The sequence below is a fragment of the Streptomyces sp. WAC07094 genome, assembly GCF_036320405.1.
Taxonomy (GTDB): domain Bacteria; phylum Actinomycetota; class Actinomycetes; order Streptomycetales; family Streptomycetaceae; genus Streptomyces; species Streptomyces lannensis.
In genome coordinates, this window is record NZ_JAVMJZ010000001.1 from 7,740,415 (window position 1) to 7,765,067 (window position 24,653).

The following is a 24,653-nucleotide window of genomic DNA, read 5'->3' on the forward strand; positions in this document are numbered from 1 at the left end:
CCGGATGCCCCAACCCTACGAATGGCTGGACCAAACCGATGACCAAGGTAAGGACCACTGAATCCCCTTGGAATCGATCATCTAGGGCGCGTATTTGGTTGTGATCAAGGGGTGGTTCGTGTGATGTCCTTGATCCAGATCATCGAGGCGCGTAGGTGGAGGCCCGCGAGGTAGCTGTCGGGGGTCTTGCCGTATCGGGTGGCGATGCCTCGCCAGGCCTTGAGCTTGTTGATCAGGCGCTCGACGGTGTTCCTCTCCTTGTACAGGTCGGCGTCGTGCCTGACAGGCCGGCCGCCGCTGCCCTTCTTCTTCCGGTTGGCGGCCGGTCGACCGGTGACCAACGAGCTGTCGCGGGGTAGGAGTTGTCACGCTACTCCGAGGCGTTGCCTCAGGTGCTCCGCGGTGCCGCTGGAGGACGCCGGCCTGGTCTCCGGCCGACCCGTCCGCTCGGTCGGCGTCGCCGGATCGGGCACCATGGCCCGGCGCACCGGCGCCGGCGGGCCGTCTTCCGATGCCGCAGAGTGCTGTCTCGCTCCGGGAAGACGGTCACCGATCGAGGGCCGTCGTTACGACGGCGGCTTTCCTTCGCTCTGTGCGGCCTGCAGGTCGGCGAGGAGTTCGGCCTGGCCGGTCAGCACCCCGGACAGGATGGTGCGGGCCACCCGCAGCAACTCGGCCACGTGAGGGCTGGTCAGCGAGTAGTACACGGTCGAGCCCTCCTTGCGGTTCTTGACCAGGTTCGCGCGCCGCAGCACGGCCAGCTGCTGTGAGAGGTGCGCAGGCTCGATGCCCACCTCGGGGAGCATCTCCGCGACCGCGTGCTCGCGCTCGCTCAGGAGCTCCAGGACCCGGATGCGGGCCGGGTGGCCGAGGGTTTTGAAGAACTCGGCCTTCAGTTGGTACAGCGGTGTGCTCACCGTGCCATCCCCTCACCCAGGAAGCAGCGCGGCGTCATCAGCCGGCTCTCCCCGCATCGCATCCACCCGATCGTCAAGAACATGCGGCCCATCCTCGCCTGCGGCACCGGCCAGGCCGAATCCGCACCCAGGAAGAGGACCGCCGCATCCAGCCGTGATGACCTTGATAATTGCCGATATTAGCAATTGCTGGCCATGTGGGAGCTTTGCCTGAGGATCATTCCGCTGGGCTGGGCTGGGCTGGGCTGGGCTGGGCTGCGCCCCGCCTGGTCGTTGTCGACGAGCTGTCCTTGGCCATCACCACCGCGGAAGGCATGTGTAAGGGCGGTGGCTCCCAGACGTGCTGATCGGTCAGAGGGGAAGGGTGATCCAGATGCTTTTGCCCCGGCCGTCGGCATCCGCACGCACCACCGCTGTGCCGCCCAGGGCGAGGACGAGCTCCATGACGGTGGCGAGACCGCCGCCCGCCGCACCGGTGACTGCTCCGTACAACGGAGGCTGGTAGGGATGGCGGTCGTGGACGGCAATGGCCAGGCAGTCCGGGCTCGCCGCGTAGATCACCGTGACCTGCGGGGACAACGACGCGGCGTGCCTGACGCTGTTGGTGACCAGCTCGCTGAGGATCAGCAGGGCCGGGTCCACGGTGGGATGGCGCAGTCCGATCCTCCATTTGACCAGTGCCTGTTCGGCCGTCTCGCGGGCAATCCGCACGGCCGACGGCTCGGTGGGCAGGGTGAGTACATGCCGGTAGGGCAGGGCTTCCAACTGCGTGGACACGTTTCACGCCTCCGCACGGGTGGGACGGAGACCGGCGAGGGTCTTGGGATGCAGACGTAGCAGGGTGTCGTGCCGGCCGTGCGTCCGGCCCGACAGGGCGCGCCGGTGGTGGGCGGCAGCAGCGGGGTCTGTGATCACCTCGGCCGGTCCGGCGACGGTGACCGTCCAGCCAGTGGCGGGCACGATCCGGATCCCCTCCACGTCGTGGCGCACCGTCGCGGCCGGAGCCGAGGCACGCACGATCATCAGACGGCCGTACTCCCACACATGCCTCGCCGGGCGCACCGTGGTCCGGTCCCGCGGCACGCGAATCAGCCGACCAAGGCAGCTTTCCTTCAGCAGCCACAGAGCCGCTGCGCGGGAGACCTCGATCATGCGAAGGATGATGGGGGAAGCGCTCATCGCAGGCCTTCCTCGCTGGCGAGTCGGGACTGCTCGTGGGCGGGGAGGGCGGGCAGGACTCCGGCCGTCTCCAGGTGGTGCCGCGCGGCCCGGATCGCATCGGGGGTGGTGGCGTACTCCTGGCTCTCGTGGCGCAGCAACTCCAGGGCGCCGACGGAGTCGAGGACCTGGCGCTGGCCCGCTCGTATGCCGGAGGCCAGAACGAGGATGCCGCGACGGTGCAGCTTCTGAACTGCGTCCTTGAGGACCAGGGCACCGGTGGCGTCCATCGTCGACACACGGGACATGCGCAGGATGACGACGCGGACGTCTGCGACCTCGGTCAGCTCCAGCAGGAAGCGGTGTGCGGCGGCGAAGAACAGTGGCCCGTCGATGCGATAGGCGACGATGTGCTCGGCCAGCAACGCGTGCTCCTCCGCACTGTGGTTGCCCCGGTCCAGCGGTACCTGGTCGAAGCGGGCCTGCTTGGCCACGGCGCGCAGGGCGAGGCCGCCCGCGACGACCAGGCCGATGATCACGGCATACACGAGGTCCAGGGCCAGCGTCGCCAGCGCGGTCAGGACAAGGATCAGAGCATCCGAGCGGGTGGCCTTCGCCATGGCCTTGAGCGAGCCGACCTCGACCATCCGGATCGCAGTGGCCAGCAGGACCCCGGCCAGCGCGGCGAGCGGGATCTTCGAGACCAAGGGCGCCGCCGCGAAGACGATGATCGCGAGGACGGCGGCGTGGGTGAGGGAAGCGAGCCGGGAGCTGGCGCCGGTGCGGACGTTGACCGCGGTGCGGGCGATCGCGCCGGTCGCCGGGACCCCACCGAACAGCGGGGCGGCGATGTTCGCCAGACCCTGTCCGAACAACTCCCGGTCCGGGTCGTGCTGCTGGCCGACCGTCATGCCGTCCGCAACCGATGCGGACAGCAGAGACTCCAGGGCGGCCAGGGCGGCGACCGCCACCGCGGGGGCGAGCAAGGTGCCGAGCGAGCCGAGGTCGAGGAAGGACAGCGACGGCAGGGGAAGCCCGGAGGGCAGGTCGCCGATCGGCTTCGCCGCGTCCAGGTGGGTCGACTGCGCCACGACCGTGGCAGCGATCACGGCCAGGATGGAGAAGGGAACGGTCGGCCGCCACCTGGCCCCGACCAGCATGACCGCCGCCACCGCGACCGCGAAGCCGAACGCCGTCCAGTTCGGGGACGTGGCGAACTCCTCGACCGCCCGCCACGTCACCACCAACACCCGGTCGGCCTCAGGCTTGGGCACGCCCAGCGCGTTCGGGACCTGCTGCAGACCGATCACGCAGGCGATACCGAGCGTGAAGCCCTCCACCACGGGGGCCGGGATGTACCGCATGTAACGGCCGGCCTTGAGCGCAGCGAGTGCGACGAGCAGGACTCCCGCCATCAGGCCCACCGTGAGGACGCCCGTTGGCCCGTACTCACCCACGATGGGGACGAGGACGACCGTCATGGCGCCGGTCGGGCCCGACACCTGCAGATTGGAACCACCGAACACAGCGGCGACCGCCCCCGCGACCACGGCGGTCGCCAGGCCTGCTTCGGCGCCCAGCCCGGAGGAGACGCCGAAGCCGAGCGCGAGCGGCAGCGCGACGATCGCCACGGTGAGACCGGCCAGCAGGTCCCGACGTGGATCACGCCGCACCTCCATGAGTTCGGCGCGACCGGGCAGCAACGCCACCATCCGAGCCCACACACGGCTGATCACGGTGCTCATCGGGCGGCGACCTCGGATTCCCGCAGTTCGGCCAGCAGTTCGCCCCGCCCGGCCAGCATCTCGGTCAGGATCCGCCGCGCGGCCCGCATCAGGTCGGCCACATCGCCGCCGGCCAACTCGTAGACCACCGTCGCGCCCTCCCGCACCGACGTGACGATCCCCGAGCGGCGCAACACCGCCAGTTGCTGCGACAGGGCGGAAGGCTCCACCTCGATCGCATTCAGCAGTTCCCGCACCGGCATGGGCCCGTCCTGCAGCAGCTCCAGCACCCGAATCCGTACGGGATGTCCCAGCATCCGGAAGAACTCGGCCTTGGCCTGGTACAGCGGAACGGACATGACCTCTCGGCTTCCCCTACAGGCCCCACCCGGGGCGGACACAAAGGGCTGTGCCCGCGGCTACCTGCGGGCACAGCCAAGACAGCATCTAACCAATTGCGAAATTTTGCAATTCAGCATCAGCCTGCTGCCTGCCTTCCCGCTGGCGAACCGGGGTCGGCGGGCGTCCGGCCGGTCTGGTCGACGACGTCGACGATCTGCTCTTCCTGCGTCGTGGACAGCTCGTCAGGTGACCGGAGGCGACAGGAGAACCGGTTTGCTGCTGGTCCAGCCAGTGCTGTGACCGGAAATGATCACCGGGTGGAGCTGATCGGTCTCAGCGTTGCTGGTGATGCGGGTCGGGCTGATGGATTTGGCGCTGTCGGTCCACAGCTTCCGGGCCGGCCGACCGCTGTGGATCAGCTGCGCACTGCAGTCAGGCACTCGTCGTACAGGTCCATGATGTCGCCCTTGCCGCCGTTGCCGACCCATGTCATCGATGCGGCATCCAGGCACGCGAACGCCGTCGCGATCACCGCGCGGGCCCTCGGATCCGTCCTGCCGGAACCAGAGCCCATACGGGCTTCGATGAACGGCAGCAGGTCCTCCTGGAACCGCAGTCGCTTTTCGAGCCAACCGGCACGCAGCGAGGCGGTGTTATGCAGAAGGCGAAACCGTTCCAGGGCCTGTTCGCGGCTGTCGTGCAAGGCCAGTACGGCAGCGATGCCTGCGCGCAGGGTCTCCCATGCGTCGGCTTCCGGGGGCTGTTCGCTGATCGTGTCCGTCAGGACCTGCCCGAACCGGCCCTGGTCGCCGCCCAGAAGGTCCTCCTTGGTGCCGAAGTAGCGGAAGAGGGTGCGCTGGGAGACGCCGGCCTCCTGGGCGATCTGGGCAATGGTCGTCTCGTCGTAACCCTGCTCGGTGAACAGGCGCAGAGCCGTCTCGAGGATCTCCTGGGAGGCCAGCTGCCGTGTCCGGTCCCACAGCGTGGTCGGCTCGCCCGTTGCCTTCTTGGCCACCTGTTTCATGCCCCCAGGTTAGCCCAGCACTGCCAGTCTGGCAGTAGCATCATATTTGGCAGTCACTGCCAACGTGTCGTACGCTGCCACAAGGTGGTCGTTGCAGCACAGCCCGCCGCTCCACGGGCCGGACCGTTCGCCGACCGCCCCCACCTTCCGGAGCACACAAAGGAACGCATCATGTCTGCATCTGCGGCTTTGATCACCGGTGGAACCAGCGGCATCGGCCGGGCGACCGCCGAATTGCTCCACTCCCGCGGCTACCGCGTCATGGTCACCGGCCTCGGCAATGTCGCCGACGCGGGGCTTCCCGAAGACGTCGTGGTCGTCCGGGCCGACGCACGGTCCCTGCCGGACATCGACCATGCGATTGACCAGGCACGCGACCGATTCGGCTCCCTCGACCTGCTCTTCCTCAACGCGGGCATCTCCCGTCCCGGCTCGATCGACTCAACCGACGAGGACGCCTTCGATGCGCTGTTCGACACCAACGTCAAGGGCAACTTCTTCACCCTGCAAAAGGCGCTCCCGCTCCTCAAGGAAGGTGCCTCGGTCGTGTTCACCGTTGGCGCCGGTGAAGGGGTCGGAGCCGCCATGACGGCCGCCAAGGGCGCCCTGGTGCCCCTCGTACGGTCCCTCGCGCTCGAACTCGCTCCCCGCCGTGTCCGCGTCAACGCCGTCAGCCCAGGACTGATCAACACCCCCGCCTACAGCAAGATGGGTGTCTCCCAGGAGATGATCGACTCCTGGGCCAGGGAGGTTCCGCTCGGCCGTGCCGGCGCTGCTGCCGACATCGCCGAGGCCGTGGCCTTCCTCGCCTCGGACGCCGCCGGCTACATCACCGGCGACAACCTCATCGTCTCTGGAGGTGTGGGTGTTCACGCCCGTCCTTGACGAGCGGATCCGCACTCGGCTCTGACCGGGAACGGTCACCGGTCCGGCGATCGGGCTGCGGCCATTGTGAGCCGACCGCCCCAGCGGATGTTCTTCTCGCCGCGTATGCGTGCGCGCCCCCGGCGCCGGGCGGTGAGAACGTCGGGGAGGCGGGGCATGCGCGATGCGCCGGCACAAATGGCGGCGAGGGCGCGGGGTCTGCACGGTGTGGTACATCGGCTGGTGTCGGCCGGAGTGAACAGGCGAAGCGGCCCGAGGTGCACCTCAGTCGGGAGCGACCGGGAGAAACGGGACGAGGTGAAGCGCAGCTCGATCGCTGCTCACCTCGCCGCGCTGGGCCCGGTCCTGACAAGCGGGCCGAGACCGGGTGCCGAGTAGCGGCACAGGGCCCTCCCTAGAGGCGGCCCGCCTCCACGATCCGGCGCAGGAAGCGCCGGGTGTGCTCCTGCTGTGGGGCGCCGAACACCTCCTGGGCCGTGCCGTGTTCCAGGATCACCCCGTCCCTCAGGAAGCACACCTGGTCGGCGACGTCCCGGGCGAAGCCCATCTCGTGTGTGGCCAGCACCATGGTCATGCCGTCGTCCTTGAGGTCCCGGACGACGGAGAGGACCTCACCGACCAGTTCCGGGTCGAGCGCGGCCGTGATCTCGTCGAGGAGCAGCACCCTGGGGCGCACGGCCAACGCCCTGACGATGGCTGCGCGTTGCTGCTGACCGCCGCTCAACCGGTCGGGGAACTCGGCGGCCTTGGCGCCGAGCCCGAGACGGTCGAGCAGCTCGCGGGCGTACTCCTCCGCCTCCGCCCGGCCCACCTTGTGTACGCGGCGCGGGGCCAGGGTGATGTTGTCGAGCACGCTCATGTGCGGGAAGAGGTTGTAGGCCTGGAAGACCACCCCGATCCGGCGTCGCACGGCGTCCTGGTCGACGCGCGGATCGGTGATCTCCTGCCCGTCCAGCCAGATCGCGCCGTCGTCGATCTCCTCGAGCAGGTTCGCGCACCGCAGCAGCGTCGACTTGCCGGAGCCGGAGGCCCCGATGAGCGCTGTCACGGTGTGCGGGGCGACGGCAAGGTTCACGTCGCGCAGGACGACAGTGCCACCGAAGGTCTTGCGGACGGACTCCATACGCAGGACGGGGGCGGCGTCCGCTCCGGGCCGGGCGTCGCTCACAGCGTGCCTCCTTGGGCCCGGCGGCGGTCCATCCGGGCGGTGACCCAGTCGGTGAAGCGGGTCATCGGGATGGTCAGCGCCACGAAGACGAGCCCCGCGATGATGTAGGGGGTGTAGTTGAGACTGCGGCCCACGATGATGTCGGCGGCGCGCACGGCGTCCACCGCCCCGCCGATCGACACCAGACCCGTGTCCTTCTGGAGGGAGACCAGATCGTTGAGGAGCGGCGGCACCTGGCGGCGTACGGCCTGGGGAAGCACGACATGGCGCAGAGCCTGCCGCTTGGTCAGTCCCAGCGAGCGGGCCGCGGCGCGCTGCGAGGGGTGGACGGACTCGATGCCGGCGCGGAAGACCTCGGCGACGTACGCGGAGTAGGTCAGCGTGAGCGCCGTGCCGCCCAGCAGCACCGGGTCCACGGTCACGCCCTGCAGACGCAGCGCCGGCACACCCAGAACCACGATCATCAAATTGATGATCAGCGGCAGCCCGCGGAAGAAGTCCGTGTAGGCGGCGGCCAGCACCCGCAGCGGGAAGAACACCGGGCCCTTCAGCGTCCGGGCCACGGCGATCAGCATGCCGAGGACGAGGACGGCCGCGCCGCACACGAGTAGCAGCCGGACGTTTAGCCACAGCCCCTCGAGGACCTTCGGCAACGCCTCACGCGCGTACTGCCCGTTGAAGAACGTCTCCTTGGTACGCGGCCAGCCCGGTGCGCCGACGACGATCAGATACAGGACGACGGCGGTGACGAGGGTGGAGAGCGCGGCGATCGCGGTGGCGCGGCGGGCGCGGGCGCGCTTGTAGGCCTCGCGCTCGATCCGCCGCTGCGAGGGGACGTAACCGTCGTCCCCGCGCGGCGTGTCGGCGTCGTCGTCCGGGCCGTCCTGCCCGGACTCCTCCTTGGCGAACGTCACTTGAGTACCGGAGCGTCGACGGCGTCGGACAGCCACTCCTGCTCGATCTTCGCGAGCGTGCCGTCCTCGCGCAGGCTGTCCACGGCCTTCGTCACGCAGGAAGTCAGCGCGCTGCCCTTGTCGAGGACGAGGCCGAACTGCTCGGGCGTACCGCCCTCGTTCTCGAACTGTCCGACGATCTTGGCATCGGTCACCTCGGCTGCGGTGATGTAAAAGGCGGTCGGCAGATCGACCACGATCGCGTCGACCTGACCGTTCTTCAGTGCCGACTTGGCCTGGTCGTTCTTGGCATACACGGCCGGGTCCTGCTTCGGCTTCACCACGTCGTTGATGTAGTCGAGGCTGGTGGTGCCGACTTGGGCGCCCAGCTTCACGTTCCGCAGATCGGCGATACTTGTCGCCTTCGCCGCCTTGGAGTCCTTCAGCGCGATGACAGCCTGCCGGACGTCGTAGTAGCCGGAGGAGAAGTCCACGGCCCTCTTGCGCTCGTTGCTGATCGACACCTGGTTGATGTCGAAATCGAATGTCTTCTCGCCGGGAGCGAAGGCCTTGTTGAAGGGCACCGACTGCCAGACGACGGCGCCCTTGTCGTAGCCCAGTTGCTTAGCCACCGCGTAAGCGACCGCCGATTCGAAGCCCTCGCCACTGGCAGGCTTGTCGTCCTTGAACCACGGCTCATAGGCGGGGGAGTCGGTGGCGATCGTCAGTTTGCCGGCGCTCTTGGTGACCAACTTGCCCTGGGCACAGGTGGTTCCGGCCGACCCGGAGGAGGAGGCGCCGGCCGCCTGGTCCTCCGGCTGCGGGGCGCAGCCCACAGCGAGGGCGAGCAGGACAGCAGCGGCGGCCGCGGGAGCAGTACGACGGATCGCGCGTAGGGCGAGGTGCATGGCGGGAGAGTGGCAGCGCACGCCCCCCTCTGTCGAGCCATATCGGGAACTGTCCGCATAGTGGGAACGGGTGTTGCAATCCCGTGAACAGCCTCCTTGAGCCTGGAGGCCGCGCCTTGCCCGAGAGCCGGTCCGCCCGCGGATCGCGTGGTCCGGGAGCGCTTGGCGCTGAGCACAGTGCCGGTGGACGGGGGAGAGCGGCCGAGGGATGACCTTGTTCCCGGCTCATCTGTAGGTCAGGGAGGCGACCGCCCTCCTTGCGGCAGGCCCATCGCCGACCCCAGGTAACCACAGCCTGCGCGATCGCTCCCTGGGGCCGGGGCGGGACCCGTCGGCTGCGTCGATGAAGTTCTGCGGCGGGGCGGGAACATGTGCCGGGTGCCGGTGGTTATGGAAGGCGTGGTGGTGAAGGGGACAGTGTCCCCGGGCCTCACCTATTGCCCATGAGGACGATCGTTCGGCTGAAGCCTCATGGAGTCTTTCGCCGCGTAGGCGACCGCCCTTCACCACCGCATACGCTCATCAGCCTCCGACCGGCGCCCGTTGCCGGTCGGGGGCTGTCCTTGTCACTGCCGGTGCATGACCAAGGTAAGGCCCACCCGCTTGTCTGGGCGTGCACGCTCACGGCCATCTCGCCCCCGACCACAACGACTTCACTTCGCTCGGGCTCACGCGCCAGGTCCAGCCGTGCGCGGTATCGAGCAGGTCGCACGGGCTGCTGCGGTTGTTGGGGCTGTTGCCGGGGAGGAATTGCCGAGCCGGACGACCGATGGGGGAGGGCGCACTGCCCGCATCCCTGCGAAAGAACCGCCTCTGTTCGAAAGAGCCGTCTACATCGGGGCGGCCGCACCCGAGTGCCGGGTGCGGCCTTACGCGTTCCGATGTCTCAAGCCTTCCCCGCCGTCTTCAGAACGGAATAAAGGCCTCGCAACAAGGATGGCCCCGCGCCCTGCACGGGTGAAACAACGACTCCAGCACCGTTCACCGGCCAACTCGTCGGTGAGGGCTTGCGCGTGGCCAGGGCTCGGCCGCCATGCCGAGCGCTCGTTGTCGCTCCCGGTAGGCAGCGTGTCGGTTCTTGATGTGTGCAGGAGAGGACACGGGCGAGTCAGGAGAGCCAGTCGGCGTAACGGGTGGGAGCGAGGTGGGCGTTCCTGTCGGTGAGGACATCGCCCTTGACGACACCGAACATGCCCGCGGTGGGATCGGTGACGACGGTGCGCTTGTCGCCCTTGTGGGACAGAGTGATCCGGCCGAGTTCGTCCAGCGGGAAGATTTCGGGACCGGCGATGTTGTGGATGCCATTGAGTGGGGCGCCTGCAGCGACCTCTGCCACTGCCGCGGCGACCTCCTTGGCAGCGATCGGCTGGATCGGCGTGGCGGGCAGCCGGACGGTGCTGTCGTCGGCCGTCCAGGACAGGACGTCGTCCATGAATTCCATGAACTGCGTCGCCCGGACGATCGAGTAGGGGATCGGTCCGGCCGCGAGGATCTCCTCCTGGAGCACCTTGGCGCGGTAGTAGTCCAGCTCCGGTACGTGATCCGCGCCGACGATGGAGAGGATGACGGCGTGGCCGACGCCTCCCTTCTTGGCCGAGGCAAGAAGGTTGTCCATCGAGGTCTGGAAGAAGGCCGGCGACGCCTCGTCGAAGGTCGGGGAATTCGTCAGGTTGACGACCACGTCGGCTCCCGCGACCGCCTTGTCCAGACCCTGGCCGCCGATGACGTCGACCCCGGTGGACTTCGAGTGGGGTACCGCCTCGTGGCCGGCGGCAGCCAGATTCCTGACGACCTGCGACCCGATCAGCCCTGTGCCGCCGAAGACAGCGATCTTCATGACAAACCTTTCGTCGAGATTCGTGGGCAATAGGACATGTCAACTATTGGTGGTGTGTCTGGGAGCAGCGCCTTGATCGGTCGGGGAGAGCGACGGTGGAGACCACCGACGAAGGGGACTGTCTCCGCGAGAGGTTCCTACCTCTGCGGACGTACTCCACTGTCACCTCCTTGCCTCGGCCACGATCGAAAGGCCGTAGAAGAGCTCGTCCCGGGGATGGTCTCGTCACCGGCGGTAGCCGTCTTGACGTCGGCCGGCACCTTGAGTCCGACCCCGTTCGCTGTACGTGCGCTCCGGAACTCACCACTGCTTCGCTGTGATGACAAAGCACAGCCCGAATCTGTGACACGCCCTGCATCCGCTGCCGCTCACGGAGATCCGCTCGGCATCCTGTCGGCCGTCCGCGCAAGCCGAGAGACCGGAGCGCCGAGACGCATCGAGGGCAAGTTCCGGTCACCGCGTCACCAGCCTCAGCCTGACGGCCGATCATGAAGGCCGTACCACTGTCGCCACCGGGATGCGAAGTTCATGGCCGGGGATTCCGAGGGCCGGAGAGATCGTTGCAACGAAATAGTTGGTCCATTGGCGAGCAGCCGGGCCGGGGGCCTCGCGAAGAGCTGAATTGGGGCAACGAACCTCACCCGGAGAGGGCTGACTGCAGCCCTGATCACTGATCGGCGACAGGCATCCCCTCAGCCCCGCGGCTGTGGACCCCCAGGCCGCCCCTTGTCTCTGCGAGGCGGCCGGCACACCCTGCTCGTACAACCGGATGTCCAGCAATGGCATCCGCTCGTCCAGGTCGCGGCCGCCCCGGACGCGCGAGGCGCACGGCAACAGGCGTTCGAGGCGGAGTGCGCCGCAGTGTTCAATCAGAAAGACGAGCCGTCCGACCAGGGGCAAGCGCCTGGCCGCAGTCACCGTCGTCAGTAGCAGGCACCGTCCGTCGTATCCGCCTACCGCCCGTGAAGAGCCACCTCGGACGTGTCATGCGCCGGACTCCTTGGGGGCCGACGGGCGAGGGCGCGCAGAAGATCGCCATCAAGAGGAGCTGGCACACGATGACCGTGACCGCCGCTGGGCCACGGCGATCGGGGACTGAGCGGTTCTGCCAGAAGGATGGCTTGATAACGAGCAGTGCGGCCGTCGCGTCCGACCAGGCGCCGCGGCGCGAACGCGAGACGGCCGCCCGTACGATGATCGAGTGACGACCCGCCGCACCCTTGGTACTGGCCCTCAGGACGCGAACAGCATCCGCGCCTCCGAGGCCGACCTTCTTGCTGAGCTCCCCGGAGTCCGCCTTCCCGACGTCGAGGAGTTGCGGGCCCGCGGAGTGCTCGGCGCCCCTCTGGTGACGTCCCCGAGCCCACGCCGCGCTCTGGGTGACGGCGGCCGCTCGGTCGAGGAACCGTCCGGTTGACGCCGCTCGGTGCGAAGCGCTCGCAGGTGGGTGGCCGGACACGAAGGCCCGGCACCTTCACGGTGCCGGGCCTGTGCAGGAGCTGGGTCAGATGACCCGGATGTTCTCCGCCTGGGGGCCCTTCTGGCCCTGGGTGACGTCGAACTCCACGTGCTGGCCCTCCTGCAGCTCACGGAAGCCCTGGGCGGCAATGTTGGAGTAGTGGGCGAAGACGTCCGGGCCGCCGCCCTCCTGCTCGATGAAGCCGAAGCCCTTCTCCGCGTTGAACCACTTCACAGTGCCCTTAGCCATGCCTGTCTCCTTCGAGAGGGTTCGGACCTGCACCTTGCGGGTCCGGAGGTGATCGCCCTGGTCCGGAGTGGGCTGCACAGCAAAAACGCCCGCGGGCAAGGTGTCCACGGGCGCACGACTTCGGAACCACGACTGCTCTAGGACCTACGCTAACGCCTTTGCTGGCGCACCGCTAACCGAAACGCTGCGAGACTCGTCAAGCGCCGATGCTGTTACTGCCGCGGGCCATTGAAGGCGAAGGCCTACTTGCGGCAAGTGTCCTATAAGCGGGAAACGCCATCACGCTCGCGCCGGCCGTACTGCGCCGCCCAGGCACGCAGAGGCAGTACCGGGCTGAACCCGCGTGGCAGGCGAGACCTGCGCCAATAGCAGCCCGCCACGGCCGTGCCGAGCCCACCGTGCGCAGCCCGGGCGCGCCCATCCCGCTTGGCCCGGCGAACCGACAATCCCGACCGCTCCCGAGTCTTCGACCCTATTGTGCCGTCAACGATTCTTGACCGACCGCGTCGACCGTCCAACGACGACCCCGACCACTGGACGCGGCCAGGGAGATCAAGACCCTCCGGCGTCACGTCCGCCATCATCCGTTTCGAGCGTTCCAAGGGCACTGGCCTGCTGTAGACGATATTTTTTTCAGCCGCGCGCACCCCTGGTGCAGCGCGGCCGCGATGTAGACGGCCGGATCAGCCGGAAGGTCCGTGAGCCCGCTTGCGCAGGCCGGGCACGCGGCCAACCAGCGGACAAGCCTGTCACCCGAAAGGATTACGGCCGTAGTGGACGCATTCTCTGTTGCTCCGCACGTGCCGCAACAATTCCGCATGGCGAGAGTTCATGCGGCCCGCCTCGCCACGCTCACCCCTCCGGCGGGTGAGCCGGGCGGAACAAAGCGCGGACGCGCAGTCACACGCCGTGAACACTGTCGGGCGAGATGACTTGGGCGCCGCACCAGGCGCGATACGTCGCCGGGAGTGGGTGGGGGTGCCCGGCGGGCCTGGCCGGCGAGGCGAATCCGACCGATAGGGGATGCTCGTCCTCCCTCAAGGACCGGCAGCCGCGGCCGCGTGTGCGTGCAGCCGTTTCGGCACAGCCTCGTTGTCGTTTGCCAGCAGGCTGCGCTCCTCGCGCCGTTCACGACTTCTGCAGGCATAGGCCTTTCACTGCGGGGAACCTGAGACCTGCTCAGCGTCGCTCGGAGTGGGAAGCGGCGTTGGTGCCCTGCATGAAACCTGTGCCTCGCGGTGGCGTTCGCCCGCCCGACGAGCCGTGCCTTTTTGGGAGAGGAGCCACCATGATCCTTCCGGTGGAGAAAGAACTGCGCGCTGTATTGGCCAGGTTTGCTCATGCGCGCATAGAGCACGACGTGCGCCCCACCGGTCGCACCAGCCGGGACCTCGAGGACGCCACATACACGCTGTGCGTGATGACCGGGACCCGCACCACCGAACAGGCGCTACTCGCCGCAGACACACTGCTGCGTCAACTCAGTGCCGACCGTGAGGGCCCCACCCGAAAGGACGCGACGCTGGCCGCGTAAGCCCAGACTCGCCCAACGACATGATTGAAGGCGTTCCTGGCGACCGCCTCGGTGTGGCGGTTTGGCCCACCGGCTCAGGTGAGTCAGGACCTCACGATTCACGGGGTAAAGGCTTTCGGGGGGCAGGAGTTGGCATGCGGCGCTCAGGGCTCTGGCCTGTAGGTGCACGAGGTAGGTGGGGTCGAGCCGCTGGTGTCGGTGATGGGGGAGATCCACTGGCCGGTGAACCGACACGGCAGCGGCCGCATCCGAGTGCGGGCGCGGCTTTGACGCGTTCCGACGCCTCAACCCCTGCCTGCACACGGCTCACGTCGGCTTGCGCACCATGAACACGTCCACCGGATCCTCGGCCTCGAGGGTGAATCCGTGCCGCTCGTACAGCCGCCGGGCCGGACTGCCCTGCAGGACGTTCAGTCGGACCAGGCTGCCATCGCGGTCGCACTTCCGCAGCAGTCTGCTGAGCACGGCCGCACCGATGCCCCTGCCCTGCAGGTGCGGAGCCAGGTAGAAGTGCTCGAGCCAATGGGCGTCCTCTGCCGGGCGCAGCGACACGCAGCCGGCGAACACGCCGTCCACCTCGATCACCCAGGTGTGCGCAGGCGTGAACCCGTCCCGCAGTCGCTGCCTCACCCGCTGCTCGTCGTACCGCCCGAGCCGTTCCAGATCGGCCCGCAGCACCGTGGCGCGCAACTCGGCCACTACCTCGACGTCCGTCGTGGAAGCCGGCCGAACCTCCCAGTTCGTCATGATCACCAGGCTACTGGTCTGACCGAGAAGGTCTATTGCGTTGGCGGTCCACTCCTCCTCGGAGGCCCCGTAGGCGAGTGCGAGGTCGGCAGCGGTGAGGTGGGGTGCGCGCACTGCATCGCTGTCGAGCCGTATCTCGGTGCCGGGGGTCCGGGCATCCCCGGCGGCCGAATTCCTGGGGCTGACCGAGACGTTGTGACCAGACCCTGTCAGCGGAGGTCCTGACCCGGGAGCCGTGCAGGCACACGTCGCGGCGCAGCGTACCTCGCGGCGGCGATCACACAAGTGCACCCGCGGCCGGTCGACTACGGCAGCATCGCGTACTGGGCCATACACGCCGTCATCCGGGTCGATGCCGCGGGCAACAGGCATCCGGTGCGGTATCGCCGGGAACCGGTCGCAGAGCGCGCGGAGTTGAACGCTGAAGAGGCAGACACCTGCCCGGAGGCCTAGCTGACCCGACGGTTCCACGAGCGGCTGCGGCTCGGCCCGATCCCGTTCACGCTGCGAATTCGGCCGGGTGAGGCGGCGACTCCCCGCATAACCCCACCGTCGCGTGGCCCGAGGAGCGCAAAGAACTGACTGTCGGGCGGCTGGAGCCCGTGCAGCCCCGGACTCTGCACGCCAATCTCCGCCGGCGCAACGCCAACGCCCGCCACCACGACTCCCTGACCGCCGAACGCAAAGAACGCGCCTGCATCCGCAGCCGGCATCCGCTGGGGCGGGCGACCCGCTCTCGCCGCATGACCAGGCAACATGGCAACCGTTCCCGGTCACGGCATCACCTCCGCCGCGGATCTGTCCGGGCTACTTGACCAGCCGAAAGGCGGGGTGCCCAACCCAGGTCCGCAGGAACTCCGCGGTTCCCAGCGCCATCCAGTCGTCGTCCGCGATCCCCAACATCCCCGGAAGGCCGGCGACGACCGACGCCTGTCCGTCGAGCAGCTCCGCTTTGGCCACGCCCCCGATGACGTCCATGACAGCGGCGGTCAGCAGGGCCGTGGCCATGTGGTCGACCTCGCGATTGCAGCAGGCGCTGACATTGACGGCATGGGTCGGCCTGAAGCCGAGGACGGCCTCCACCTCGGGCTCGTCCGCGTGCTCAGCCTCGAAAATGCTCTCATCGCCGACACCCGGCCCCATCAAGTAGACCAGGAAGGGCCGACGCCAGTCCTCGCGCTGCGGGTTGAATCCCACCAGAGCCGTGAGATCCCCGTCCGTGGAGTGGCTGCCGAGGAGCGGAAGTGGGAACGGCTTTCGCCAGTCCTTCTCTCGCCTGTCCTCGACGCCCAGTCGCTCTGCGGGCACATTGACGTCGAAGAACCCGGGCCGCTTCTCAGCGAAGTGGGAGGAGAGCCCCACCATCAACGCGCGGAACTCCCGCAGGGCAGCGGGGGAGAGCGGCTCCGCCAACTCGATCACCAACGTCGGACCAGACATGGCGGGAGCCTAGTTTGATCGGCTCCGCGACCGCTCACATCAGCCCCACACCGAGCCCAGCCGGACCGAGCACCGAAGCCGTCAACCCGGCGAACCTTATGCGGTCAGACCACTGGAAAACCTTTTGCGGCTGAGGCCGGTCGGCTCAACGGCCCCACGGCATGAAGCAGCCAACTCGGCGCAGTCTCCAAGATCATGGTCCCACAGCGGGTTCTGACGGACGGGTCCACAAGCCCGCTCGATTCGCCGTTCGGTGTCAGGGGCCGAGATCCGCTCCGCCACGCCGACTCCAGCTCCCAAGCTGGTCCACCGCGCGCACAAACCGCTCAGCCTGGCTCAAAAATGACGTGCACGCTGGAGTCCGGCAGTGCAGCTCAGGCGCCGGTTGCGGCCGGCGAGCCCGGAACCTGGATCGCCCATAAAATGACATTGAGATGGTCGCGCTCGCGAACCCTGGAGAGCGCGTATGTCACTAGACATTGATTTCACAACCTTCTGCGACGCCGCGCCGAGCCCGTATGTGGTTCTGGACGAGGATCTGGTGATCCGCTACGCCAATCCGGCATGTCTACAGATCATCGGGCGCACCAGGGACGAGCTCATCGGCAAGTATTTCTTCGACGCGCTACCAGGAAACCCCAGCGCCCCCGTGAACGATGCCGACCACCTCAAGGCATCACTGCTGAAAGTCCTGGACACCGGGAAACCGGGCATCCTGACGCTGCAGCGATACGACATTGCCGCCCCCGGTCAGCCGCACAGGTTCGAGGAGCGGTGGTGGTCCGTGGTCCATACTCCGATTCCCGGGCCGGACGGCAACGTGAGGTGGGTCGTCCAACGGGCCGACGACGTCACCGCCTTCGTCCACTCACCCAGGGCACGTCAGCTCACCGAGCACGACAAAGGCATAGCCGCCGAGCTCTACGCGCGAGCGCGGGAGCTGCAGCGGTTGAACCAGGAGCTGCGCCAGGCCCATGCCCGTGAACGCCAGGTCGCCGTCACCTTGCAGGAAGCCATGCTCGACGACCCTGACCTGCTCCGATACGAAAACATCGCCGTGCGGTACCTGCCCGCGGCGACATCACTCAACGTGTGCGGCGACTGGTACGACATCGTCGACCTGCCGCCCGATCTCTACTCTGTGGCGGTCGGAGACGTCGTAGGCCATGGATTGCACGCCGCGGCCGTCATGGGCATGCTTCGCAGCGCCCTGAGCGCAGCCATCCGGGCCCTACCCAGCCCAGCCCAGGCGCTGGAAATCCTCGGTTTGTACGCCCGCTCCATCGAAGGCGCGACGGCCGCAACCGCGGTGAAGGTACTCATCGACCCTCGCACCAGACTGATCATCTACAGCAACGCCGGGCACCCGCCACCCGTCCTGCTTCACCGCGACGGGACGTGCGAGCTGCTGGATCGGGCCACGGATCCGCCGCTCGGCGCCCGCCCGCATCATGTCCCCCGCCCGCAGGCCAGCATGTCCTACACCCGGGGGGACACGCTCGTGCTCTATACCGACGGGCTCATCGAGCGGCGCGACGAGGACATCGACACCGGTCTGGCCCATTTGACCAAAGCCCTGACCCAGGACACCACCCTTGCCCCTGACCAGCTGGCCGACTCGCTGCTGGCCCGCCTCGGTGTCACCAAGGGCGCCAATGACGACATAGCCTTGGTCGTCGTTCGCCTATGACTTTCAGCGACGCGGCTCGCGCGCTACGTCACCGGGCTGTGCTTCGTGCGTGCCCGATCGGGCGGCGAGTGGCCGGTGGGTACCGGGTAACGGGAGCTTCGGGTGTTCAGCCCCGTCGCGCAGCCGATACCAGGACGGGGAGGACGGGAACCGATGGGGCTGACTGCTCGGCCCAGACGATCTTCCCGTTGGGGGTGAAGCGGGTTCCCCATCGCTCGGCGAACTGAGCGACGAGGTAGATTCCGCGACCGCCTTCGTCCGTGTCCGTTGCGTAGCGCAGGTGCGGGGAGGTGCTACTGCCGTCACTGACTTCCATCACCAGTTTGGTATCGCGCAGAAGGCGCAGGTGGACAGGGGGTGCCCCGTAGCGGATGGCGTTGGTGACCAGCTCGCTGAGGATCAGTTCGGTAGCGAACGCCGTCTCTTCCAGGTGCCACTCGACAAGCTTCGCGAACACTTCGGCGCGCAACGCGGGCACCTCAGCGGGAAAGGCGGGGACGTCCCATTCAGCGATGCGTTCACGCGGAAACGCGCGGGTGATGGCGATCAGGAGAGCGGCGTCATCGACCGGACGGGCGGGCAGCACCCTCTCCAGGACCGTCTCACACGTCTCCTCCGGGTCGATCCCCGCGCCGGAGAGCGCTTCGCACAGCACGTTCAGCCCGACCCCGACATCGCGCTGTCGGTTCTCGATGAGCCCGTCGGAGTAGAGAACGAGCTGTGTGCCCTCCGGCAGCCGCCACTCGGCAGCTTCAAAGCGCAGACCACCCAGACCGAGCGGAGGTCCTTCGGGCAGGTCGAGAATCTCCACGCGCCCGTCCGGATGGACGATCGCGGGCGGATAGTGACCGGCTCTTGCCATGCTGCAGCTACAGGAGACCGGATCGTAGATCGCATACAGGCATCTAGCCGCGACGGGCCCATCGGCCCCGACGCCGGCGCCCGCTTCCGCATCCATCTGATTGACCACGTCGTCAAGACGCGCCAGCAGCTCGTCGGGCGGCAGGTCGAGGGTGGAGAAATTGAGGACCGCGGTGCGCAGCCGGCCCATGGTGACGGCTGAGCTCAGGCCATGGCCGACCACGTCCCCGACAACCGGGGCGGTGCGGAAGCCCGGGAGAGGGATCACGTCGAACCAGTCCCCGCCGCCCTCGGCTTCGGCCGGCGCGTACCGGCACGCCGCCCGGACAGCGCTCGTGTCCGGCAGGACCCGGGGCAGCAGACTGCGCTGCAGCGTGGTGGCGATGGCACGCTCGCGGGTGTAGTGGCGAGCCAGCTGAGAGACCGCGAGGCCGACCACGAGCAGCAGCCCTGCCGTGATGATGTCGTCCGCGTTGTTGATGTAGGTGAAGCTGCGGTACGGGGTGGTGAAGAAGAAGACGAACCACCCGGCCGCGGACAAGGCCGTGAGGACCGCGGCGCACCGATAGCCGAGGGCGGCCACCGCCACGACGACCAACGTCAGAATCAGGGCCACGTTGATGTGGGAGAGGGCGCCTCGGACAGGCAACAGAAGCACGCAGACGGCGAACGGGACTGCCACTGCCGCAAGGAGCGCGGTCGGCCCCTTGCCCGGACCACGAGGCATACCACACCTCCCTACCCTCCGGTGTAGCAGCGCGTACGTGACGCTGCCAGTCGATTCGGGCCCGGCCCGAAACCTCACCGGGTGGAAGCCCTCGATGACGTCTGCGGCCCTGCGGAGAAGCGTGGGCATGTAAGAACCAGCCTGCGTCGCTCCCGGTCGATCTCAGTGACGACGACCGTGACCTCGTCGCCGGATTGGACGACATCTGATGGACTTTCCACGGGCGTCGATGTGAGTTCTCGCAGGTGGACCAGACCCTCGATCCCGATGCGCAACACAGGATCTATCAGCTCGACGGACGGTACGTCACCGACCTGCCCGGCTTCCACCTTGCCTTCGGTGAGGTGGTCAACGGCCCGGGCGGATACTACGGCGCCGGCTTCTTCTGGTTCTGGGAGTGCTTCAAGGGCGGCGCCGGCGCGGTTCCGCCGTTCACCGTGGTCTGGAACGAATGGCAGGTCCCGGCGGCGAAGATGAGGTATCCCTACCATCCAGCGGGTGGGTCGCCGAGCGACTGCTTCACGATGATGGTCGACAATCTCGGGAGGTCGGCGTCGAGGTCGTCTTGCCTTGAACCCCGTGAGGGCAACTGCTTGATCCGCCGCCGCGAATGAGACGCCGGCACTGGCGCTCAGCGGAGTTGACCCGGCCTGCTGAGTCGGATGCGCTGGCTTGCGCGGCAAGAACGTATGCCAGGTGTTCGAGGACTCTGCCCGGATTCACCGGGCCGGGTCGCTGCGGACGACCCTCATCTCTCTGCGTACCGGACAGCGTCCTTCTTCACCGATTCCGGGCATGCGCCCATCGAGCGGTTGCAGGTCACCGGGGAATCCGTCGTCCCGATTCGGTGAGGACGAGTGTCAGGCGGCCCAGCCATTCACCGTCACCTGGGTACTCCCAGTTCTCGGCATCCGTCAGCAGGGCAGGAAGTTCCTGCCGCGGGACGGAAGGACCAGGCTGAAGACCTTGGGCCCCATCGGGGGCGGTCCATGGAACGAGGCGGCACACCTCGATCCAACCTTCGTCGACGAGCGGCAGGAGGATGGCGGTAAGACCTGAGGGACCTCCGGACACGAGCGACTCGTCCAGATCACCTCGAACGCCGGGAAGGATGTCGATCTCGGACGCGTTGATCATGAAGGCGCGCTCTGCGGACGACAGTTCGTCTGTAGCGGGATACCTTATGCAGGGATGATAAGGCTGCCACTTGGCAGGCCGTGCCTGGGCTGTCCGAGGCGAACCGGCGTCGACAGGAGATGACAACTTCTACCGGCATCCGTGCAGGTCACAGGGAGCTCCAGTGGGCTGCCGCACCGGAGGAGAGTGGGTCGTCACTTCCGGGAAGACCGATCGTCAGTTGGGCGCGCAGGATCGAAAGAGGCGGAGCAGCTCAAGGCCAGTAGGTCCCTCAGCGTCGAAAGTCTGACCTTCCTGTTCGACCGAGACGTCCGGCCCCCAGATGCGGACCCTGTGGCAGCGGAAGCAGAAGGCGATCTCGAAGAGCAGATCGGTCGAACTGTGAGCTCGGATTCCCCAGCCGGGGACAAAACACCGGTACAGCTCGCTGCCAGGCAGGTCGGCGATCAGTGAGAGGGTCTGCCGTGCTCGTTCTCCCTCCCAGATGGCGACCTCGTCGCCGACCAGGTCCGCCGAGGTGAGATGCCTGATGGGATCGGTGATGTGGACGACTTCGATGACCTGGGTCTTGTGATGGGTTAGGGGCAGCAGCACGCCTGCAGCCTCACGGATCGCTGTATGGCTGACAAGGCAGAACGGAGAACTTGCGCCAACGGCTGTCCCGCTTCTTTTGAACCTCCGCGTCGGGCGCCCGGAGCGAACTCGGTCAGCAGCAGATGGCAGGCTTACGACGTGCTGATTGAGGGATACGAGGGTGGCCCGCTGGTCGCCGGAGAGCCACTGGTAGACCGTCCGGGCTTCTGGTCGAACCACCTGTGGGGCCCGTGTTGCCGTGATGCGGGTGCTGAGCCCGAGTGGTTCGGCGACGACGGAGCTGATGTCGACGCCATGTCCGACCTGCTCATGGACCCGGACCGGTGGCCGGTGTTCCGGATGCCGGTTGAGGGCGGGTACGAGGCCGTGGTCGTCTACCGCAATCTTGTCGGCGACTACGGAGTCGACTACTTGTTCACACATCCGAGCTGGAGCGGTGCCCGGCAAATCGCCGGCTGGGACGGCGACTTGCATGGAGACACGCTGACGTGGCGTGAACTCATCCGCATCGTCGACAGTCCGAGCTCCGAAGCCGAAGGGATCGAGGACCCAGCTGCCCGTCTCCTGCTGCTGCTCCCCTTGCTCACCGAGCACGCCCCATCGGACGGGGCAGTAGCGACGCTCACCGCCGCTCTGATTGCGGTAGGAGCCTCTCAGGACATGGCCCCGACCACTGCACAGCACCTGCTTGAGCACTCAGCCAGGAGCGTATGGCACGACCCCACGTGGGGCTCGCCGTTCAGTGGTAGCTCAGGCCCACCTGGCCCTACCGTAGGCGGGGTCTTGGCGCGCCTGGGTATCACCTGAGAGCACTCGATCCGTTCCCTCACATCTCAAAGGGCAACTCGCCCATAGAGACGGCTCCGCCCTTCTGACGAGCCTCGGCGCTCGGAAGACCGTGTCCGCCCCCTCACGGCGCAGGTCCGTCGCAAGCTTGCCGAAGCAGCGCGGGTTCAGCGAACGGGCCTATCCAGACACCTCAGGCGCGTAAGAGGTCAAGCTCGGTGCTCTCTAGCCGTGTGTAGCCTCTCGACCTGTTCGAAGGGGAGCGAGGGAGACCGGCTGATGTCTGGCGGGCCTTGGACGGGGGACGACCCTGGACACAACGACGGGATTCACGAGCGATGGCTACGTGGGCTGAACAGGCAGACGGGGGCGCCCGACTATAAGGACGAGTGGTACTTCGAGCAGTGCGGCGAGCCACTGTCAAGAATTGTGGATCTCGTGGCGTGAGGGCGGGCCAGGCATTCATAGTGTGCCCTCTCCCGGCTTTCATCCGGGGCTGCCCCCAGCCGGTCATCCCTCGTCGAAGCACAGGCAGAAGGGATGGCCGGCCGGGTCGAAGAGCACCCGGACATTCTCCTGCGGCTGGAACTCCGCCACCGTGGCGCCCAGGGCAACCGCCTCGGTGACCGCCGAGTCCAGATCACCTACCTGGAAGTCGAAGTGCATCATTGGGCGCTGTTCCCCTTCGACCGGAGGCCAGGCAGGCGGTCGATAGCCCTCCGCCGGCTGGAACACGAAGAACGGTCCTTGCGGAGAAGCAGCGACGATGGCTGTGCCCGGCTCTTCGTGCCCGAGGTGCCAACCGAGGAGTTCGGCGTAGAACTTCGCCAACCCGCTGGGGTCCGGCGCCTCGATCGCCGTTCCCCACCACATGCCACCAGTTCGAGATCTCATTCGCGTAGCCTGCCTGATGAGCCCTGCACTTGACCGGGCAATTGTCACAAGCCGCGTGAGGCGGATCAGGCGGCGGCCTCCTCTCGTTCGACCAGGACGCCGTTCTCGCACCGGACGCCCTCGCGCACGATCTCGTCGATCAGGGAGCCGGACTCAGTGGAACCGTCGGCATTGAGCATTGCTCCAGTGCGGCGGGTGCCGGTTCTGGGTCGCGTTGAGCGGCGAGTTGGGGCGGGACTGGGGAGCCTGCACCCATGTTGCGTCGACGTTTGACGGGCAGGTGCGATTCGAGCATGACGGCTGCGCCTCCTTCATGGCCCGCACCGACGCCTCGTTTGGCTGACGTCCTGCGAACTGATGCGCCCGCAATCCTGAACCGGACGTCGAGGCGCCGAACCAGCCGCACGGTAGGGTGCAGCCCACTACTGGCGAGTTGGAGGTAGTGGCTGACGGCCTTGAGCCGGAGTCGCTCCGGGTCGGTGACCGGAATCCACTGATCGTCCCGGAGGTGCCATGCCCCTGCAGATGAAGTTGGTCGCGATAACCCTGGACTGCCCCGATCCGTTGGCTCTGGCCGCGTTCTATCAGGAGGCCACGGGCTTCGAACCCCACCCGAAGTCGGACGCCGACTTCGCGGGTCTCAACCGAGAGGACGGACTGTTCATCGGTTTTCAGCGGGTCGACGACTACCGGGCTCCGCGTTGGCCCGACCAGACCGTTCCCCAGCAGTTGCACCTTTGCTTCGACGTCGTGGATCTGGACGAGGCCGAAGCTCGGTTGCTGGAGTTGGGCGCGGGCAAGCCGGATCACCAGCCCCATGAGGCCGCCAAGGCGCGCGTTCTCACTGATCCGGCTGGACATCCCTTCTGCATCTGCCGACCCTGACCGCTGGGATCAGTACGGCATCGTCCGTACCGTCGCTCCCATAACGGTGCGCAGATGGGCCCCGTCAAGCCCGCATGCGGGGCCCGACACCAACGTGCGCCTTGGGCAGCCGATGCCCGGCAGTCCGTTGGCCGCACTCGACGTCGCTGCCGTCAGCCGGGGAACAGGCAGATCCAAGAGCCGGACAGGGGAGTCCGACTCTCCAGCAACACGTACTCGACTGTCGGACGAACGGGCCGAACCGTCCCGCACCGCCTGGAAGTGCATGCGATACCAGTCCGGCCGGTCGTCATTACGCCTGGGTTACCCGCAGATGCTGTCGTTCCTCCAACTCCTCCGCACTGACCACTGTGAGAACAGGGGTACCGGGAGGCGCGAACATGGTCACCACCAGCTGCGACTGGGCGTCCGAAAGGTTGTTGGCACCCTGGTAGTGGATCACGTCACCTCCGGGCTCGAACAGGGCGTCACCGGCTTTGAGCACGCGAGGCGGCTGTCCCTCCAGTTCGAAGAGGATCTCGCCCTCGGTCACGTAGCCGAAGAGCGGCCCTGGGTGCCGGTGCGGCGGCGCACCGAGATCACCGGGCGGCAGGGTGACCCGGATGGTCCTGGCCTCGGCGTCGGCCGGGATTCGGGCCGTCACCCCCTGCATGGCTGCAATCACCTCGACGCCCGGCGGCAGGTGTGCGTGCTCAGCGCTCATGTATTCCTCCAAACAGGGACTGTTCACAGAGAAGGACAGGACAGCCTCCTCGTTTGTGACAGCCTTGTGCTGCGAGCATGCCGAGAGCCGC

27 protein-coding genes and 2 pseudogenes are annotated in these 24,653 nt (G+C 67.3%); 9 read left to right on the forward strand and 20 right to left on the reverse strand.

All coding sequences use genetic code 11. The features are described from left to right. Nucleotides 1-104: 104 nt before the first annotated feature. From RCR19_RS34605 to RCR19_RS34635, 7 genes and pseudogenes are all read right to left on the reverse strand, one after another. Nucleotides 105-395, reverse strand: a pseudogene (locus RCR19_RS34605) (hypothetical protein); the annotation flags it as partial. A 171-nt stretch (nucleotides 396-566) separates the two neighbouring features. Then, complete coding sequence (locus RCR19_RS34610; protein ID WP_331268703.1) at nucleotides 567-917, reverse strand: metalloregulator ArsR/SmtB family transcription factor; 351 nt, start codon at nucleotides 915-917, stop codon at nucleotides 567-569. Between the two features lie 351 nt (nucleotides 918-1,268). Continuing rightward, nucleotides 1,269-1,694 carry an ATP-binding protein gene (locus RCR19_RS34615; RefSeq protein WP_331268704.1) on the reverse strand — a complete coding sequence of 142 codons (426 nt, stop codon included), beginning with the start codon at nucleotides 1,692-1,694 and terminating at the stop codon, nucleotides 1,269-1,271. A 3-nt stretch (nucleotides 1,695-1,697) separates the two neighbouring features. Continuing rightward, nucleotides 1,698-2,096 carry a pyridoxamine 5'-phosphate oxidase family protein gene (locus RCR19_RS34620; RefSeq protein ID WP_331268705.1) on the reverse strand — a complete coding sequence of 133 codons (399 nt, stop codon included), beginning with the start codon at nucleotides 2,094-2,096 and terminating at the stop codon, nucleotides 1,698-1,700. Continuing rightward, complete coding sequence (locus RCR19_RS34625; RefSeq protein ID WP_331268706.1) at nucleotides 2,093-3,820, reverse strand: SulP family inorganic anion transporter; 1,728 nt, start codon at nucleotides 3,818-3,820, stop codon at nucleotides 2,093-2,095. The genes RCR19_RS34620 and RCR19_RS34625 overlap by 4 nt, the downstream gene beginning before the upstream one ends. Next, the gene (locus RCR19_RS34630) at nucleotides 3,817-4,158 is read right to left on the reverse strand and encodes a metalloregulator ArsR/SmtB family transcription factor (RefSeq protein WP_331268707.1); all 342 of its coding nucleotides are present in this window, start codon (nucleotides 4,156-4,158) and stop codon (nucleotides 3,817-3,819) included. The genes RCR19_RS34625 and RCR19_RS34630 overlap by 4 nt, the downstream gene beginning before the upstream one ends. A gap of 398 nt (nucleotides 4,159-4,556) precedes the next feature. Further along, nucleotides 4,557-5,165 (reverse strand): helix-turn-helix domain-containing protein, encoded by a 609-nt coding sequence (locus RCR19_RS34635; RefSeq protein WP_331268708.1) that lies wholly within the window; start codon nucleotides 5,163-5,165, stop codon nucleotides 4,557-4,559. Between the two features lie 171 nt (nucleotides 5,166-5,336). Between RCR19_RS34635 and RCR19_RS34640 the strand changes: the two genes are divergently transcribed. Continuing rightward, nucleotides 5,337-6,050 carry an SDR family oxidoreductase gene (locus tag RCR19_RS34640; protein WP_331268709.1) on the forward strand — a complete coding sequence of 238 codons (714 nt, stop codon included), beginning with the start codon at nucleotides 5,337-5,339 and terminating at the stop codon, nucleotides 6,048-6,050. 394 nt (nucleotides 6,051-6,444) lie between these two features. Here the strand turns inward: RCR19_RS34640 and RCR19_RS34645 are convergent, their stop codons facing one another. The 4 genes from RCR19_RS34645 to RCR19_RS34660 form a co-directional block, all read right to left on the reverse strand. Continuing rightward, nucleotides 6,445-7,173: an amino acid ABC transporter ATP-binding protein gene (locus tag RCR19_RS34645; protein ID WP_331269637.1), complete on the reverse strand. Its 729-nt coding sequence runs from the start codon at nucleotides 7,171-7,173 to the stop codon at nucleotides 6,445-6,447. 41 nt (nucleotides 7,174-7,214) lie between these two features. Next, nucleotides 7,215-8,132, reverse strand: a complete 918-nt coding sequence (locus RCR19_RS34650; RefSeq protein ID WP_331268710.1) for an amino acid ABC transporter permease — start codon at nucleotides 8,130-8,132, stop codon at nucleotides 7,215-7,217. Next, nucleotides 8,129-9,019, reverse strand: coding sequence for an ABC transporter substrate-binding protein (locus RCR19_RS34655; RefSeq protein ID WP_331268711.1), 891 nt, complete (start codon nucleotides 9,017-9,019; stop codon nucleotides 8,129-8,131). Before RCR19_RS34655 ends, RCR19_RS34650 begins: the two co-directional genes overlap by 4 nt. A gap of 1,108 nt (nucleotides 9,020-10,127) precedes the next feature. After that, nucleotides 10,128-10,856 carry an SDR family oxidoreductase gene (locus RCR19_RS34660; RefSeq protein WP_331268712.1) on the reverse strand — a complete coding sequence of 243 codons (729 nt, stop codon included), beginning with the start codon at nucleotides 10,854-10,856 and terminating at the stop codon, nucleotides 10,128-10,130. Nucleotides 10,857-12,057: 1,201 nt separating this feature from the next. Here RCR19_RS34660 and RCR19_RS34665 point away from each other — a divergent pair. Continuing rightward, nucleotides 12,058-12,273 (forward strand): hypothetical protein, encoded by a 216-nt coding sequence (locus tag RCR19_RS34665; RefSeq protein ID WP_331268713.1) that lies wholly within the window; start codon nucleotides 12,058-12,060, stop codon nucleotides 12,271-12,273. Nucleotides 12,274-12,360: 87 nt separating this feature from the next. On the opposite strand, the gene RCR19_RS34670 is transcribed toward RCR19_RS34665, so the two are convergent. Next, nucleotides 12,361-12,564 (reverse strand): cold-shock protein, encoded by a 204-nt coding sequence (locus RCR19_RS34670; protein ID WP_059130479.1) that lies wholly within the window; start codon nucleotides 12,562-12,564, stop codon nucleotides 12,361-12,363. Between the two features lie 1,288 nt (nucleotides 12,565-13,852). On the opposite strand from RCR19_RS34670, the gene RCR19_RS34675 reads away from it, so the two are divergent. Then, complete coding sequence (locus RCR19_RS34675) at nucleotides 13,853-14,098, forward strand: DUF5133 domain-containing protein (protein WP_331268714.1); 246 nt, start codon at nucleotides 13,853-13,855, stop codon at nucleotides 14,096-14,098. A 306-nt stretch (nucleotides 14,099-14,404) separates the two neighbouring features. Here RCR19_RS34675 and RCR19_RS34680 read toward each other — a convergent pair whose 3' ends face one another. Further along, complete coding sequence (locus RCR19_RS34680) at nucleotides 14,405-14,845, reverse strand: GNAT family N-acetyltransferase (RefSeq protein WP_331269638.1); 441 nt, start codon at nucleotides 14,843-14,845, stop codon at nucleotides 14,405-14,407. 602 nt (nucleotides 14,846-15,447) lie between these two features. Here RCR19_RS34680 and RCR19_RS34685 point away from each other — a divergent pair. After that, a pseudogene (locus RCR19_RS34685) lies at nucleotides 15,448-15,592 on the forward strand (IS630 family transposase); the annotation flags it as partial. 60 nt (nucleotides 15,593-15,652) lie between these two features. Here RCR19_RS34685 and RCR19_RS34690 read toward each other — a convergent pair. Then, on the reverse strand, nucleotides 15,653-16,285 hold the full coding sequence (locus RCR19_RS34690) for a DUF6368 family protein (protein ID WP_331268715.1): 633 nt from the start codon (nucleotides 16,283-16,285) through the stop codon (nucleotides 15,653-15,655). A gap of 466 nt (nucleotides 16,286-16,751) precedes the next feature. On the opposite strand from RCR19_RS34690, the gene RCR19_RS34695 reads away from it, so the two are divergent. Next, complete coding sequence (locus RCR19_RS34695; protein WP_331268716.1) at nucleotides 16,752-17,975, forward strand: SpoIIE family protein phosphatase; 1,224 nt, start codon at nucleotides 16,752-16,754, stop codon at nucleotides 17,973-17,975. Between the two features lie 106 nt (nucleotides 17,976-18,081). Here the strand turns inward: RCR19_RS34695 and RCR19_RS34700 are convergent, their stop codons facing one another. Both RCR19_RS34700 and RCR19_RS34705 read right to left on the reverse strand, forming a co-directional pair. Continuing rightward, on the reverse strand, nucleotides 18,082-19,692 hold the full coding sequence (locus tag RCR19_RS34700) for a SpoIIE family protein phosphatase (protein WP_331268717.1): 1,611 nt from the start codon (nucleotides 19,690-19,692) through the stop codon (nucleotides 18,082-18,084). Then, the gene (locus tag RCR19_RS34705; RefSeq protein ID WP_331268718.1) at nucleotides 19,638-19,892 is read right to left on the reverse strand and encodes a S1 RNA-binding domain-containing protein; all 255 of its coding nucleotides are present in this window, start codon (nucleotides 19,890-19,892) and stop codon (nucleotides 19,638-19,640) included. The genes RCR19_RS34700 and RCR19_RS34705 overlap by 55 nt, the downstream gene beginning before the upstream one ends. Here RCR19_RS34705 and RCR19_RS34710 point away from each other — a divergent pair. Beyond that, a complete protein-coding gene (locus tag RCR19_RS34710; protein ID WP_331269675.1) occupies nucleotides 19,809-20,177 on the forward strand; it encodes a hypothetical protein in 369 nt (122 codons plus the stop codon). The two genes, RCR19_RS34705 and RCR19_RS34710, sit on opposite strands and share 84 nt — an antisense overlap. A gap of 205 nt (nucleotides 20,178-20,382) precedes the next feature. Here the strand turns inward: RCR19_RS34710 and RCR19_RS34715 are convergent, their stop codons facing one another. Together RCR19_RS34715 and RCR19_RS34720 are read right to left on the reverse strand one after the other, a co-directional pair. Beyond that, nucleotides 20,383-20,700: a hypothetical protein gene (locus tag RCR19_RS34715; protein ID WP_331268719.1), complete on the reverse strand. Its 318-nt coding sequence runs from the start codon at nucleotides 20,698-20,700 to the stop codon at nucleotides 20,383-20,385. A gap of 216 nt (nucleotides 20,701-20,916) precedes the next feature. Next, a complete protein-coding gene (locus RCR19_RS34720; RefSeq protein WP_331268720.1) occupies nucleotides 20,917-21,294 on the reverse strand; it encodes a hypothetical protein in 378 nt (125 codons plus the stop codon). 138 nt (nucleotides 21,295-21,432) lie between these two features. Here RCR19_RS34720 and RCR19_RS34725 point away from each other — a divergent pair, with 138 nt between their 5' ends. Further along, nucleotides 21,433-22,101 (forward strand): hypothetical protein, encoded by a 669-nt coding sequence (locus tag RCR19_RS34725; RefSeq protein ID WP_331268721.1) that lies wholly within the window; start codon nucleotides 21,433-21,435, stop codon nucleotides 22,099-22,101. A gap of 489 nt (nucleotides 22,102-22,590) precedes the next feature. Here the strand turns inward: RCR19_RS34725 and RCR19_RS34730 are convergent, their stop codons facing one another. After that, nucleotides 22,591-22,974, reverse strand: coding sequence for a VOC family protein (locus RCR19_RS34730; protein ID WP_331268722.1), 384 nt, complete (start codon nucleotides 22,972-22,974; stop codon nucleotides 22,591-22,593). Between the two features lie 178 nt (nucleotides 22,975-23,152). On the opposite strand from RCR19_RS34730, the gene RCR19_RS34735 reads away from it, so the two are divergent. Both RCR19_RS34735 and RCR19_RS34740 read left to right on the forward strand, forming a co-directional pair. After that, on the forward strand, nucleotides 23,153-23,317 hold the full coding sequence (locus RCR19_RS34735; RefSeq protein ID WP_331268723.1) for a DUF3027 domain-containing protein: 165 nt from the start codon (nucleotides 23,153-23,155) through the stop codon (nucleotides 23,315-23,317). A gap of 170 nt (nucleotides 23,318-23,487) precedes the next feature. Continuing rightward, a complete protein-coding gene (locus RCR19_RS34740) occupies nucleotides 23,488-23,859 on the forward strand; it encodes a VOC family protein (RefSeq protein WP_331268724.1) in 372 nt (123 codons plus the stop codon). Nucleotides 23,860-24,151: 292 nt separating this feature from the next. Here RCR19_RS34740 and RCR19_RS34745 read toward each other — a convergent pair whose 3' ends face one another. Continuing rightward, entirely contained in the window at nucleotides 24,152-24,562 is a 411-nt protein-coding gene (locus tag RCR19_RS34745; RefSeq protein ID WP_331268725.1) for a cupin domain-containing protein, read from the reverse strand. Between the last annotated feature and the right edge of the window lie 91 nt (nucleotides 24,563-24,653).

Coding starts and splice junctions, on each gene's coding strand:
- RCR19_RS34680 (WP_331269638.1), bottom strand. CDS start 14,845: ATGACGAACTGGGAGGTTCGGCCGGCTTCCACGACGGACGTCGAGGTA.
- RCR19_RS34655 (WP_331268711.1), bottom strand. CDS start 9,019: ATGCACCTCGCCCTACGCGCGATCCGTCGTACTGCTCCCGCGGCCGCC.
- RCR19_RS34700 (WP_331268717.1), bottom strand. CDS start 19,692: ATGCCCACGCTTCTCCGCAGGGCCGCAGACGTCATCGAGGGCTTCCAC.
- RCR19_RS34740 (WP_331268724.1), top strand. CDS start 23,488: ATGCCCCTGCAGATGAAGTTGGTCGCGATAACCCTGGACTGCCCCGAT.
- RCR19_RS34625 (WP_331268706.1), bottom strand. CDS start 3,820: ATGAGCACCGTGATCAGCCGTGTGTGGGCTCGGATGGTGGCGTTGCTG.
- RCR19_RS34715 (WP_331268719.1), bottom strand. CDS start 20,700: ATGATCAACGCGTCCGAGATCGACATCCTTCCCGGCGTTCGAGGTGAT.
- RCR19_RS34635 (WP_331268708.1), bottom strand. CDS start 5,165: ATGAAACAGGTGGCCAAGAAGGCAACGGGCGAGCCGACCACGCTGTGG.
- RCR19_RS34670 (WP_059130479.1), bottom strand. CDS start 12,564: ATGGCTAAGGGCACTGTGAAGTGGTTCAACGCGGAGAAGGGCTTCGGC.
- RCR19_RS34630 (WP_331268707.1), bottom strand. CDS start 4,158: ATGTCCGTTCCGCTGTACCAGGCCAAGGCCGAGTTCTTCCGGATGCTG.
- RCR19_RS34695 (WP_331268716.1), top strand. CDS start 16,752: ATGTCACTAGACATTGATTTCACAACCTTCTGCGACGCCGCGCCGAGC.
- RCR19_RS34645 (WP_331269637.1), bottom strand. CDS start 7,173: ATGGAGTCCGTCCGCAAGACCTTCGGTGGCACTGTCGTCCTGCGCGAC.
- RCR19_RS34730 (WP_331268722.1), bottom strand. CDS start 22,974: ATGAGATCTCGAACTGGTGGCATGTGGTGGGGAACGGCGATCGAGGCG.
- RCR19_RS34660 (WP_331268712.1), bottom strand. CDS start 10,856: ATGAAGATCGCTGTCTTCGGCGGCACAGGGCTGATCGGGTCGCAGGTC.
- RCR19_RS34745 (WP_331268725.1), bottom strand. CDS start 24,562: ATGAGCGCTGAGCACGCACACCTGCCGCCGGGCGTCGAGGTGATTGCA.
- RCR19_RS34690 (WP_331268715.1), bottom strand. CDS start 16,285: ATGTCTGGTCCGACGTTGGTGATCGAGTTGGCGGAGCCGCTCTCCCCC.
- RCR19_RS34675 (WP_331268714.1), top strand. CDS start 13,853: ATGATCCTTCCGGTGGAGAAAGAACTGCGCGCTGTATTGGCCAGGTTT.
- RCR19_RS34620 (WP_331268705.1), bottom strand. CDS start 2,096: ATGAGCGCTTCCCCCATCATCCTTCGCATGATCGAGGTCTCCCGCGCA.
- RCR19_RS34640 (WP_331268709.1), top strand. CDS start 5,337: ATGTCTGCATCTGCGGCTTTGATCACCGGTGGAACCAGCGGCATCGGC.